Here is a 12,762-nt window from a genome sequence, read left to right on the forward strand (position 1 = left end):
AGTCACGTCGGGACCGGTACCACCCAAGAGAGCGCCCCCAGCGGCATACCCCCCTCTGTCAGAGATCATCGCGCGCGTTAAGGGCGGACAGGCATGAGATCGCGGCGTCGATGCGGACGCAGGTTACGCTGCGGCGCCGACATGCTTGCGGAGAGTAATAAGGCTGTCTCGAAGCCTGGTCTTCATCGTGCCGACGGGAATGCCGGCACGAGCTGCGGCCTCGGTGTTGGTCAAACCTCGGTAGTAGGTCAGCTCCAGTGCTTCACGCTGGGTCGACGACAAACGCGACATCGCAGTCGACACCCGAGCGTGTTCCATCCGGATGGTGACGGAGTTTTCGACGTCGTCACAGGAGTTCTCGAAGTCTCGGATCCCGATTTTCATGTCTCTGTCTCGGCTGGACTGCGATGCTCGGACCCGGTCGATAGCTCGTCGGTGCGCGAGGGTGAGCATCCACGACGACGCGTTTCCCTTCGCAGGGTCGAAGCGGCAAGCGTGTTGCCACACCTCGAGGAAGACGTCTTGAGTAACTTCTTCCGATTGTGCGGGGTCGACGAGGATGCGTCGCACGAGCCCGAGAACGCGTGGTGCGATCCGGTCATAGAGCAGCCCAAATGCTTCGCGGTTGTCTTCCGCAATTAAGAGGAGAAGGTCGTTGTCAGAGCCAGCGTTATCGACTGGGGGTGCAGGGGCAAGAGTCATTGGGTGTCCTAGACCGGCCCGAAGATGAGGCCGCAACATCACGCACCGGAAGAGACCATCACGCACTCCTCACTGTATGCGACTGCATAAAACTGGTAACCCCCAAAAGAGGGGTAGAAGCAATGGCATGGTGCCGCGTCAGAGGGTTAGGAGTTTTCGGGATCGCACAGTGTTAGTCGTGCAACACCTATCCGTTAGCCGGACGGCCAGCGTCTTTCGGCCGGTTGGCGCTCGAGCGAGATCGCGGCGGGAATGGGGATGCACGTTTACCCCGTACGGTGATCGGGGGCCTACTGCAACCGGTAAATCAGTGCTGGAAGGCAACTGTTTCGGAACACATCGGTTATGTGAGTGTTCGAGCGGGGAGTTGATGTGTCACGGAGGGTCAGTTGGTGTGCTGGGTAAGACCGTGTTCGGTTTTTTCCCAGTAGTGCGGGCGGGTCAGCAGTTGCCAGAGCCCCTTGTACGCGGCGAGGGAGTGCAGGATCCAGTACACCGGGTTCAAGAGTGACCACAGGATGAGGTTGAATGTCCCGCGTTTGAAGGGCCCCATCATCGACAGGTACACCATGATGCCGTTGCCGATCAGGAAGTTGAACAGACAGATCCAGAGCACCCACGCCGGGAACACCGACGAGATGACCGTGCTCGGGATGACCAGCGACGCCGCCGTCAGCAGGTAGAACGGGATCACGCCGAGGAACGTCGCCGGTGTGCCGCCGATGAGGAGCGCGAACGCAAGGAACCGCACGATCCCGACCTCGCGGATCAGGGCGACGGGTCGCCTGGCATGGACGAGCGTCGTCTGCATGTAGCCCTTGATCCACCTCGATCTCTGGCGGATAAAGTTCGGGATGGAGGTGTTCGCTTCCTCCATCGTGGTGGAGTTGATGACGCCGACGCGGTAGCCGATGGCGGAGGCCCGGATGCCGAGGTCGGCGTCTTCAGTCACGTTGTACGGGTCCCAGCCGCCGAGCTCGATGAGCGCCTCGGTGCGGAAGTGGTTCGACGTGCCTCCGAGCGGGATTGGCAGGTTCGAGCGGTCAAGGCCCGCGAGCATGTAGTCGAACCAGTACGAGTACTCGAGCGTGAACATGCGGGTGAGCGCGTTCTCGGTGGCGTTGAAGTAGTTGAGGGCCGCCTGCACGCACACGGTCTCGTTGCCGCCGCGGTCGAAGGCGATGAGGGCCTTTTTGAGCTGGTCGGGGTCGGGGGTGTCTTCGGCGTCGTAGATCACGAGGTAGCTGCCGGAGGCGAGGTAGAGGCCGACGTTGCAGGCGCGTGGCTTCGTCTGCGGGTGCCCCTTCGGCACGGTCACGATGTGGAAGTGCGCGGGCGGTTCGGCGTTCTCGATGGCCTGGCGCGTCTCGAGATCCTCTTCCTCGATGAGGATCAGCACCTCCAGTTTGTGTACCGGGTAGTCGAGGCCGCCGAGGTTGTCGATGAGCTGCGCGACGATGTTCGCCTCGTGGAACACGGGCACGAGAACCGTGTAGACGGGCAGGTCGGCGTCGTCGAGGTCGGCTACCTCGGCGTCGGTTATGCGTTCCACGACGTCGAAACGGGCGCCCTGAAGGGACACGAGAAACTTGAACGCGGTGCCGGCCAGAAACACCAAGCTGACCGTCGCGAGCACGCCAATCGCGGTCTGTCGCGGCCAGATGATCGCGAGAGCAACCAAGACGATCGCCGAGACCACGGCGGCGATTTTTTGGCTTCGGGAGAAGACGATGCGGCCTGAAAGCTCGGGGTTTCTACGGAAGAGCCGGTTGGCGGCGTCGTCAGCGACCTTGTCTCCAAAGAGCCGCAGCACTGTGCTTTTCAATTCCCATGGGGCGACTCTTGTGAACTGTATTGCTGAGCCGTATTCGTCTGACAGAGCGTCGGCGAGGGCGGCGTCTTGGTGCCGGTCGGCCGTTGCGATGAGCAGGGTGTTGTTGGGCAGTCGACGGATCGGGAGCCAGTCTTCGGAGATGTAGCGCTGTCCGGATCCGCCCCGGACCAGGTCGACATCGATGGCGACAGTCCAGGCGGGCTGGGTAGTGATCGGCTGATCGGGGTGGTGCCGGCCCTGCCGAGGGCCCGTGTGGGTAGAGGTGTCGTTGGTGCTCACGTCAACTCCAGCCCAGGGCTTTGACGAGAGATCCCATCCAGTCCAAAACGACGGGCCGGTTATACGCGGCTGCCCACGCGATGACGATCTGCGCCGCGGCCACGAGAGTGATGAACACGCTAGATCGCATGGTGGTGGCGGCGGGAAGGATGGCGATTCCCATCATGGTCATGATAAGGAACGTGTTGCCGGCCGCGTTCAGCGGGATGAGGTCAAAGACGTAGCCGAAGAGCAGGCCCAGGAAGAGGAACGTGGCAATGAGGATCGCGCCCGGTCGACGGACCAGAAGGGCGAGGGCCCAACCGGAAATCATGGGGGCCAAAAGCAGAAACCCATCGAGAGTCGTGACGAACGCCGGCACGATTGCCCACCGGGCAGGGTCGTAGTGGAACTGGGCGGTGAGGACATCAAACGGCCGGTGCAGGAACACCAACTGCAAGAAGAACACCGTGAAAAACGTCGCCAGGGTCGGAAACAGGAGAACGAGAATGTTCGAGGCGCGAGCACCCCTCTGCCCGCGGCGGGCCAGGGTGATGAGTGGTGCGGTGATGCCGATGACGGTGATGTAGACGATGCCACTGGCACTGGAAAGGGCGGAGACCATGAACAAGAGCCCCGCGCGAAACCCGGCCTGAGTGTTGCGGTTTGCGACGAAACGAACCATGTTCGCTGCCCCGAGGCCGAAGAAAGCAATACCCAGGAACGCTTCGAAGTTGGTGGTGGCGGTGAAAGCAAACAGCGGGTTGGCCCCGAGGGCGACCAGGAAAGTCGTCGATTTCCAGGCGTGAAAACGTCTCTGATGCATGACCTCCAGCATCTGCTGAAGGAACGGCCCTGCCAGAACGGCTCCCGCCAGGCCCAACCCCAGGGTTGCGCCGGGAATGATCGCCGTGAGCACCGTTCCTATCGGCGGGTAGAGGCTCCCCACCCAGCTGACATCTGCGCGGGTCCAGTCGATGCGTCCCACGCGCTCGATGAGGTCCTGGTTCACAGTTGTCCCTGACGCCAAACCGGGTGACATGTTCTCGACGACCGCCAGCACGGCGAAGGGCAGAGCGAACAGCAACCTGAGCAGCCAACGGTTCGTTGCACGCCGAGGGAACGCATCCAAGCGAACCCGCGACACACCCGCACTCGGATCCGCTGTCATGCTTTCGCCTCGAAGGCGGATGATCATAGTCATCAGAACAAACTTTCCGACATCGCCGCGGACAGGTTCGTGAACGTTCGAATGAGAACGCTTCGATCGCCAGGGCGAACGGCGCTCTCGAACACAGCACGATACCGATCCCAAATGCTTCCAACAATGACCGTGCCTGCAGGGGTAAGAGATACCAGGATGCTCCGGCGATCCCCAGGATTTGGACGCCGCGAGAGAAAAAGACGCTTCTCCAACCGGTCCGCGATAAACGTAGTCGTGCTTGGCAATTGGCCAAGAAGCTGCCCGAACCGCTTCAACGAAAGGCTGCCATGCACGCTCAGCAAGAGAAGGGCTCGAAGTTCCGTCGCTCCGACCCCATGGCTGTTAATCAGTGCAGACGTTAGCCGTTCGTTCTGGTTCTGAAAGCCCTGAAAAGCCAGCAACAGGTGATGCACGGTGGTCTCACCGAGCTCCTGCTCCGTGTCGTCCATAAGTCTGTCCGCCCTTCATCCCATCGACTTCATTAGCAGCGACCGAATAGTCCAAGGGTAGAAATGCTTTTCCATTAATCGAAGACCCATTTCGAGGGTCATCGGGAGCCCAGCAGTGTCCCGTATCCCTACGGTTTTGAACCGTCTCGTGGGAAGCCTGCGGTGGTGCCAGATCGATGGGGCAGTTGGCGTCTCAGAACCATGTGCTGTATCCCGGGGCTCTGATTGTGTGTTGATTATGGGTTACGAGACGGTGTTCGGGAGCTCGGTCGTGTGGTCGAGGCGGGATGGCTGCCGGTGGAGGACGCGGCAGCGGGCCGGTGCAGGGTTTGTGACAGGGGTGCCACGTCGTCTTGCGTGTCGGCGGGGAGGTCCGTCGTGGTCGGGTCCTTCGGGTGCGGCGGCGGGTAGTGACAGTGTGACGCACCATTGGTGCGTCGGTGTGAAAGTGTCGCCGGGGAGTGCGGGGTCTCCCGCCCGGGCGGGAGACCCCGCGGCCATTCCTCGCAGGAACCGGATCAGTGGATCCCCGGGGTCGGGCCTTCGCCTGGGGTACCAACCCCCCGGCTACATCAACCGTAACGAACTGAGGTGGCCGGAAGTTGTGGCGGGGCGGCCGGTCAGGAGATCTCGGATTCGTGAGACATTACTAGAGTTCAACCGGGACCGGCACCGGAACCGGGTGGCTATGCAGACGCGGGTCAGAAAAGTGACGGTGCCGATCGTGGAGGCGACCATGACACTCACGAGCTGGGCAAGCATCAAGGATCCATTCAGGCGAGGTGATTAAGCGAAAACCTGTCTCACTTCTCTGCAACCGCAGGGATTTGGGCGGGTGGCCCTGACACAGGGCACTGAGGCGGGTCCGGTGAGGGGTGGTGGGGGAGGGGCGCCCGGATGGGGTTCTACCGCTGGAGGCTGATGACTGGTTTTCTGAGCGGATGCAGCAGCCAGCTACCTCAGACAGTGACATCCGTGCGGCCATTGATCGTGCCGCGCGGGAAGTGGCGTGGGAGTCGGGCCTGTCTGCGGTGACCCTGCGCCGGGTCGCCTCACGGGCGCGGTTGGATCCGGGGACGGTGGCGCGGGTTGAGCCGTCCATGACGGTGCTGGCGGCACGGATGTTTCGCCAGATCGTGGCCAAGGAGTTAGAGGCCGTGTCGGCGGGTGCGTCGTTATGTATGACGGCGGTGGACGCGTTGTGGTTCGTTGTGGACGCAGCTACCGCTAACAGTGAGGGTAACGATGACTGGATGTGGGCTGAAGCGTGGAGCGTCGGCGCCCGGAACCCTCGTGTTGCCGAGGCTGTGCGGGACATTAACCAGGTGTGGACCGAGTTTGTTGCTGCCCTGATCGATGGGGGCGTTCGGTCGGGAGAATTCGCGACTGTGGACAGTCTTTTCGTCGCGCGGACGTTCTTGGCGTTGGTCGACGGGTCCGGGGTTCGCTCCGTGTTTGGTGGTGACTTACCGGACATGCGGACCCGGTTGGTGCAAGCCTTCCTTGCCGACGCGCTCGGGCTTGAGGTCCCCGGGCCGTAGCGGCAGGGCTGGGGCGTTCAGATGTCGAGGTTCCACACGGGTGGAGTGTAGGTGCGGGCCCAGCCGTCGCGGAGTCTGGTGACGGCGCGGTCGTAGGCGTCGAGGAGGTCCATCCCGGGGCGGACCATGGATTGCAGTTGCAGGCCTTCGTAGAGGGCGATGAGTTGTTCGGCGCCGCGGACGGGTTGCATGGTGTCAGGTTCCCGGCCGGCGAGGATGTCTTTCTCAAGCTGGCGAAAAACGAGCATGTGGAAGCGGGCCCATTCTTGGTGCAGGAATGGGGCCATGGGGTGGTTCGGGGTCGCTGCGATGTTCGCGGTGGCCGATAGCAGCCGCATGAGGGAGGAGTCTTGGACGTTGGCTTGGACGATGCCGCGGAGAAACACGACGGCGCCGTGGTGTTCTGCCAGGGGGAGGATGGGCCGCATGCGTTGGGCGTTCCACCGGTCGATGGTGGCCACCAGCAGACTCTCCCACGTAGGAAACGCGTGCGCCACCTCGGCGACGGATAGTCCGGCGGTTGAGGCGACGATGGCGGTGGTGGCGGTATGGAAGGCGTACTGGCGGAAGACCGCGATCGCGGCTTCGACGATCCGGACCCGGGTTGCGGCGTCGCCGCTGGAGCGTGCTGGCCCGCCAGCAGACTCGGGGGTTGAAGCCGACTGTGGTGGTGCCGGGAAAGTGGGTGCCTGCTCGGACATGGCGCCAGGATAAAGCCGACCATGGTGGGGTTTGAAGACCCCATTCGGGGCGAGACCGCGAAGATCGCCTTCGGGTTGTCTTAGGGGTGCCGGTGCCCCCCTACCGGCGTGAGTGATACCGCGGGCGACCAGTCGGGTTGGTCGTCACGATGGTTCCTCTTCGTGGACGTTCTCATTGGGTGTGGGAATGTCCCTGCGTCACCGTGGCCCGCTCTGACCGGCGTGGCCACGGTGCCCACTCTTTTGCAAGCCCACCCGAAGTGGGCACAAACCACTTCTTGTATCCATCACGAACTTTGTTTGACGTGCCGGAACTGTCAAGTAGAGCGGCCGCACGGCAAAGCTAAGGGAGGGATGAGGGTGCTGGACACGCAGACGCCGTTGCTGCCTTCTCGCAGCGCTGAGCGACCTCTTGAATTTGCAGTTGGTCCGGTCCGGCTGGAACTGATGTGGAAAGCCGAAGGGCTTTGGCAGATCAGCGAAGCCATCGGAACCACCCGGGTCCAGCACGGACAGTTGCACCGCCGGAGCGCCCATTACGAGATAACGACCGCCAGCGGAGTGCAAGCGCGAGCAACCAGCTGGGAGCGAGCCATCCGCCTCCACTTCGGAGGCCGCTAGCTCAAACCGATCAGGTCCGCACTAAGCGAAGTGTTCGGTCTAGACCGAGCCTGCGCCACTGCCTTGGTAACCGGGGAGCCTACTCCGGTGACGAAATGGTCCCCATCAGGGACTCCGCCGGCCTCGTGGATTCGGGCGACGCGCTCCGAGCTCATAGAGAGAGTTGGGCAGGCAGCGACGACTAGGCGGTTTGCCTCAGCTGGGGCGGGCCACCACTTTCGATCGGGACCATGGGCCGCCTCAGTTGCCCTCGCCGTGCCGTTGCTGGTTGGTGATATGGCGGTACAGGGTCGGCCGGCTCCAACCCACCAACGCCGCGGCAGCTTCAGCCGATTTCCCTTCAACCCGAGCGGCCGCCACGATCGCGAGCTTTTCCGCGACCACGGCCGGGTCAATTCGGGGCCTGCCGAACTTCGTCCCGGCGTTTTGAGCGACGGTGACCCCGGCACGGACACGCTCGACGATCAGTTCCCGTTCGTACTCGGCGAGGGTGGCGAGCATGTTAAGCATGAGGCGGCCCGTCGCTGTCGCCGGGTCGATCCCGTCGGAGATTGAGCGGACCTGAATGCCCTGCTCCCGAAGACCCGCCACCGTGTTCAGCACATCGAGGAGGGAACGGCCGAGCCGGTCGATGCGCCACACCACGATCGTGTCGCCCTCGGTCGCATGCTCGATCAGCTTCTGCATCCCGGGTCGTTCCGCAGCTGTTTTTCGGCCCGACATCACGTCGGAGAAGATGTCCCGTTTTTGGACCCCTATAGAGAGGAGCGAGTCGATCTGGAGTTGGGGGTCCTGGTTTCCGGTACTGACCCGGGTGTAGCCAAGCAGTCTCATCTGACCAGAGTGTCTTGTAGATCCCAAGAATGCAGGTGAAACGCCGAAACAGGGCGAGACAACTTTGCAAGACATTCGTCAAACCCGAATTTGCTGGTCTAGTCAGCGACCTCATCAGACGGATCGAGACGTCTCATAAAACTCTTATTTTCCGAGACTCGCCTGGCTGCCCTGGTGTCCGAATGAGACACCGTCACCGGAATCGACGCCGGACCACACAACCGAGACAACTAGATCCGCGTAGCTCCGGGGGAATGGTCGAAGTTGGCGATCGTGCGTTGGACGATCGTCTTGGCGGCGATTCTGCTCGACGATCGGCGAAAGGCCCCTTCCCGACGGGAAGGGGCCTTCGGTGGTGCTGGTTCTTACTTACCGAACATGCCGCCGAGCTTGCCGATGAGGTCTTGCGGGTTGACGCCGAACTTCTGGAGGAGGTCGGAGTGCTGATCGGTGTCGACCTTGTCGGGTAGTTCCTGGTCGGCTTTCTTGGCGTCGGCATGCTGGCCGGCGCCCTTCAGCATGTCGAGGATCTGGTTCTTATCGAATTCCATCAGCTACTTCTTTCTTTCGTGGGTAATGCGGTTGGGGTTTAGCGGTGCTTCTTTGTGGACTTCAGGCGTCCGGCGACGGGCCGCTGCTGTTCGCCTTGCTGGGCCGCGAGAACGATCAAAGTTCCGGTGAGGACCGGGGTCGCCCACTGGAGGATCTTCAGCTGGTTCTGTGCGGAGGCGAGGGCCTTGGAGGCGAACTCGTCCGGTTCGGTGGTCCCGTCGGTGCCTTCGTCGGAATGATCTGCAAGCCGTTTCCCGGCGATCCCGGACCAGAGTGTGGTGCCGGCGGCGAGGAAGGTAAGGGCGAGTTTGATGCTGGTATTGGTACGGCCCTCTTCCTGCGTCGCTAGGCGGCCCTTGTTGGCGCCGATGAGCCCGATCCCGCCGATCGCATGGACAGCCAGGGCGCCGATTTGCAGGGGTGCCCATTTCTTCCAGCCGAGGGCTGCGAGGGTGAGGCGCTCGACTGGGTCTTTGGCGCCGCCGGCGGCGCCGTTGAGGCCGACCGCTCCCATGAGGTTGCCGCCGAACCAGGCGGCGAGCCCGAGGTCGTGCATGCTGCGGATGAGCGTGTTTCGTCCAGGCATGGTGATGCTCCTTATTTGAGGTGGTGCCGTTTCAGTGGTCGGGGGTGTGGGGCATGGTGCGGGTGAACAAGGTTCGGTGCGTGTAGCCGGCTAGGGCGGCATCGGCGAGTGGGGCGAGGATGAACACCCACAGCTGTTCCAGGGCTGCGGGGCCGCCGTAGAGGACAGTCGCAATGGAGCGGGCCGGGTTCACGGAGGTGTTGTCGCGAGCAGGGCAGCTCCGGCGCCGCCAAAGGCAAGAAGGAACGTTCCGAATGCTTCGGCAGTGATTCGGCTGATGCGGGCGGGGCTGCTGGACTGGTCGGGATCCATGGGAGCGGCGGCATCGTCGGACACGGTGAATCACTTTCGGAATCGCGGGGTAGTGGGATGGGTCAGGTGGCGGTGGTGGTGTGGATGTCGACTTGTTCTTTACGGACGGTGTCAGTGACGGGCAGTTGGTCGATGACCGGGGACACCGTGACGCGGACGCGTTCGGTCGGGATGACTTCGGTGCTGATCAGGATGCGTTCTTCGTGCAGCACGATTTCAAAATCGCCCGTGCTGCTGGTGTGCGGGGAGGTCGGGGACTCGTCCATGTCGGTGAGGGGTTCTCGGATCATGCGGATCTCTTCTCGACGGACCGTGACCGTGATGGTCTTTTCCTCGGTCACGATGACTTTCTGGAACCGGACGCGTTCCTTTGGCTGTGCGATGGTGCTGACTCGCAGTTGCTCTTCGAAGCGAACGACTTCGATGCCCGCCGAGCTCGCGGCATCGTCGGCGCCGGGTGTCGGAGCCAGGGTTGTCGGGTTGTAGTAGTTGCGGAGGGCGTTGACGTCGTCGCGGGCGAGAGTGTCGATGCATCCAATTGGGGGGGCGACATCCACGGTGGCGCGGGGAAGGGCGATGTGGAGGGCCGATCCGGGTTGGTCATCGAACCGGGCATCCTCCAGGGGCGCAAACACGTTCTCGGCGCCGTCAATGTGAGTGTGGATGGCCACCCAGAGGGGTGCGCCGGTGTCTTGATGGATGTAGATGCGTTCGACGGAGCCAATGATGTCTCCGTCGACGTCGAAGACGGGAACACCGGGCAGGTGCGGGACGGACTGCGGGTCGATCATGAAGTGCTCGTTTCCGGTCAAGACCGCACATACCCCGGTCTAGGAGATGAGGACGGGGCGGGCATCACCGTTGATGCCCGCCCCGAGTCGTGGTGTCCCGGCCTTGAATCGGGCGCGGGGTCAAAAAGTAGGGTGGTGCGGGCAGCGGGTTAGGGGACCGCTGCCCGCACCGGTTCGTGTCCGGCCTGGGCTAAAGACCGAGGCCGACTTTGTCGACCTTGCGGTGGAACCGCATCCCGGTCAGCCCGCCGAGGATCGCGCCAATGAGGGCGAGGACCACGACGAGGACCAGGGTGATGATTCCGCCGGCGGTCGCATTTCCGTTGATGCTTCCGGTGGGGATGGTGCCGAGGCGGTTGAGGACGTCGAACTGGCTGCCGGCGATGACCCCGATGATCGCGAGGATCACGGTAACGATGACCGCCCACAGCCACACGGCGACGCCCTGACGGACGCCGTTGAAGCGGGCCATCCGCCCGGCGACGTAACCGCCGGCGAAGTACGCGATGAACACGACCAAGAGGAGCACGATCGCGCTCACGATGGTGGTCGTCGTCGCGTTGTCCCGCGCTGCGTTCTTCGCATCCCCGTTGGTCGCGGTGACTCCGACGCCGATGCCGGAGAGGATCCCGAGCAGCAGCACGGCAAGCCCTGTAGCCGTCAACCAGCCAAAGAACGCACTACCGAACTTCATCCCGCCGAATTCGGCCTTCTCCCGCGCCACGACCGATTGCCGGTCGGTGGCGAGGGCGTCACGGTTGGCACCATAGACGCCGTGTTCGGTCTTGTTTTGCCCGTCGTTGCCGCGGGTGCGGTTGTCTTCGGCCCCGGGGCCGCCAATGCTGCTACTCATGTGATCGTCTCTGTTGGGTGATCGCGGTTAGGCACGGTCGGTGTCGACGTCACCGGTTGTGCGACCGGTGGTGTTGGTGTCGTCCTCGAACTCGATCTGCTCTTTGCGGACGTCCTCCGTGACCGTCTGGTTCTCGGTGACGGTCTCGGTGCCGAGCTTGATGCGCTCGACCGGGACGGCCTCCTTGTCGACGACGACCTTGTCCTCGTGCAGGACGACCTCGTGCTCTTCTTCGGTGAGGTCGCCACCGGAGAGGGCGTCGCCACGGTTGGCGTCGGTGATCGGCTCGCGGGTGATGGTGACTTCGTCGTGGGAGACGGGGACGGTGCGGGTCTCCTGCTCGGTGACGATGTACTTCCGCAGCCGCGCCTTGCCGGCTTCGGTCTGACGGGTCCCGACGTGCAGCTGCTCCTCTGAGCGGGTCATGGCGTCGTCCGTGTTCGCACCCGACGTGTCGTGGCCTTCGGTGGGGCGGCCGGTTTCCGTCTCTGCGTACTCACCCGTGGTCGCGGTGCCGGTGGCGTCCTGGTCATAGACCGGGGGGTTGCCGTACAGGTCGGCCTGGTCGGTGGTGGTGTCCTCGAGGCCGTAGTGGGCGTAGAGGGCGGACTCCTGCTCGACAGTGAGGTACCCGTCTTTGTCGTCGGAGTGCGGGGCGTCCTTGACCTGGTCCTTCGTGTAGGGCACCTGCACGTCGTTGCCGGTCACAGTCGCCGAGGCGAGGGGGACGAAGGATTCGCCGCCGCCGAAGAGGCCGGTGTGGGCGGTGACCCACTCCGGTTCACCGGTGCGGTCGTCAGTGAAGATCTGGCCGATGGAGCCGATCTTCTTGCCCTGCTGGTCGACGACGTCGCCGCGGCCGGAGAGGAGGGTGTTGATTTCGTCGGTGCTGATCATGATGATCGTTCCTTTACCGATTGTGGACGGAGACTAGGTTTCCGCCCGGTGGGGTGTTACCGGGTTGTGGGGTGGGGTTGTGTGTTGCGGTTTCTTCCCGAGCAATCACGTCGGAGGAAGAAGATTCACACTCGAGCGCCCATTGCAACAGCGCATCGAGAAGACTCTGGGTCACGGGGTCGAAGCCGGGATGGGGTCAAGCCCAACTCCGAGGTATAGAGCGAGACCGCCAAGCACCGCAATGCCTGCGGTGAGGATGAGTGCGACGAGACCGCCCCGGATCACGCTTCGGGGGATCCGGCGCCGGAAGCGGCGTCCGGGGCGGGGTGTCGGGTGTGGTGCGGGCATGCGTAAGGGGCCTTTTCTAGCCGGGGGACCGTGCGGGCGGTAAGGGCGAGAAAAGACCCCTTTGGGTTGCTGATCGTGCAGGTACTGCTTGCTGCGAGTAATTCAGGTGGAGCTTGTTCTCGGTGGGTCTATTTGCGATAGGTGCTGCGCCGCTTCCGCGGTGCATTCCCGGCCGTCCCCGCCTGCTTAGCGGCGGCGTCTTTCCGGGATTTGCGGATGACGCCGATGATCGACATGATGACTGGGACGTATTTCAGGAGGCGGATCAATGGGTCTCCT

General features: G+C 63.0%; 13 protein-coding genes. 1 reads left to right on the forward strand and 12 read right to left on the reverse strand.

Annotation, left to right across the window (positions count from 1 at the left end; all coding sequences use genetic code 11):
• Window positions 1–123 precede the first annotated feature (123 nt).
• The 4 genes from sigK to AC07TY_RS08335 form a co-directional block, all read right to left on the reverse strand.
• On the reverse strand, window positions 124–702 hold the full coding sequence (gene sigK, locus AC07TY_RS08320) for an ECF RNA polymerase sigma factor SigK (RefSeq protein ID WP_494784982.1): 579 nt from the start codon (window positions 700–702) through the stop codon (window positions 124–126).
• Between the two features lie 385 nt (window positions 703–1,087).
• The gene (locus tag AC07TY_RS08325; protein WP_494784983.1) at window positions 1,088–2,815 is read right to left on the reverse strand and encodes a glycosyltransferase family 2 protein; all 1,728 of its coding nucleotides are present in this window, start codon (window positions 2,813–2,815) and stop codon (window positions 1,088–1,090) included.
• 1 nt (window position 2,816) lies between these two features.
• Window positions 2,817–3,998, reverse strand: coding sequence for a hypothetical protein (locus tag AC07TY_RS08330; protein ID WP_494784984.1), 1,182 nt, complete (start codon window positions 3,996–3,998; stop codon window positions 2,817–2,819).
• A complete protein-coding gene (locus tag AC07TY_RS08335; protein WP_494784985.1) occupies window positions 3,998–4,447 on the reverse strand; it encodes a MarR family winged helix-turn-helix transcriptional regulator in 450 nt (149 codons plus the stop codon). The genes AC07TY_RS08330 and AC07TY_RS08335 overlap by 1 nt, the downstream gene beginning before the upstream one ends.
• 941 nt (window positions 4,448–5,388) lie before the next feature.
• On the opposite strand from AC07TY_RS08335, the gene AC07TY_RS08340 reads away from it, so the two are divergent.
• A complete protein-coding gene (locus tag AC07TY_RS08340) occupies window positions 5,389–5,988 on the forward strand; it encodes a TetR/AcrR family transcriptional regulator (protein WP_494784986.1) in 600 nt (199 codons plus the stop codon).
• Window positions 5,989–6,005: 17 nt separating this feature from the next.
• On the opposite strand, the gene AC07TY_RS08345 is transcribed toward AC07TY_RS08340, so the two are convergent.
• The 8 genes from AC07TY_RS08345 to AC07TY_RS08380 form a co-directional block, all read right to left on the reverse strand.
• On the reverse strand, window positions 6,006–6,689 hold the full coding sequence (locus AC07TY_RS08345; protein ID WP_494784987.1) for a TetR/AcrR family transcriptional regulator: 684 nt from the start codon (window positions 6,687–6,689) through the stop codon (window positions 6,006–6,008).
• 861 nt (window positions 6,690–7,550) lie between these two features.
• Window positions 7,551–8,144 (reverse strand): recombinase family protein, encoded by a 594-nt coding sequence (locus tag AC07TY_RS08350; protein ID WP_494784988.1) that lies wholly within the window; start codon window positions 8,142–8,144, stop codon window positions 7,551–7,553.
• A 365-nt stretch (window positions 8,145–8,509) separates the two neighbouring features.
• Window positions 8,510–8,695: a hypothetical protein gene (locus AC07TY_RS08355; protein ID WP_494784989.1), complete on the reverse strand. Its 186-nt coding sequence runs from the start codon at window positions 8,693–8,695 to the stop codon at window positions 8,510–8,512.
• 38 nt (window positions 8,696–8,733) lie between these two features.
• Window positions 8,734–9,282 carry a hypothetical protein gene (locus AC07TY_RS08360; protein ID WP_494784990.1) on the reverse strand — a complete coding sequence of 183 codons (549 nt, stop codon included), beginning with the start codon at window positions 9,280–9,282 and terminating at the stop codon, window positions 8,734–8,736.
• Window positions 9,283–9,656: 374 nt separating this feature from the next.
• On the reverse strand, window positions 9,657–10,385 hold the full coding sequence (locus AC07TY_RS08365; RefSeq protein WP_494784991.1) for a YsnF/AvaK domain-containing protein: 729 nt from the start codon (window positions 10,383–10,385) through the stop codon (window positions 9,657–9,659).
• A gap of 190 nt (window positions 10,386–10,575) precedes the next feature.
• Complete coding sequence (locus AC07TY_RS08370; protein WP_494784992.1) at window positions 10,576–11,238, reverse strand: hypothetical protein; 663 nt, start codon at window positions 11,236–11,238, stop codon at window positions 10,576–10,578.
• A 27-nt stretch (window positions 11,239–11,265) separates the two neighbouring features.
• Window positions 11,266–12,135, reverse strand: coding sequence for a DUF2382 domain-containing protein (locus tag AC07TY_RS08375; RefSeq protein WP_494784993.1), 870 nt, complete (start codon window positions 12,133–12,135; stop codon window positions 11,266–11,268).
• Window positions 12,136–12,611: 476 nt separating this feature from the next.
• Window positions 12,612–12,752 (reverse strand): hypothetical protein, encoded by a 141-nt coding sequence (locus AC07TY_RS08380; protein ID WP_494784994.1) that lies wholly within the window; start codon window positions 12,750–12,752, stop codon window positions 12,612–12,614.
• Window positions 12,753–12,762: the final 10 nt, after the last annotated feature.

Source organism: Frondihabitans sp. GW821-FHT04F02 (assembly GCF_059420045.1).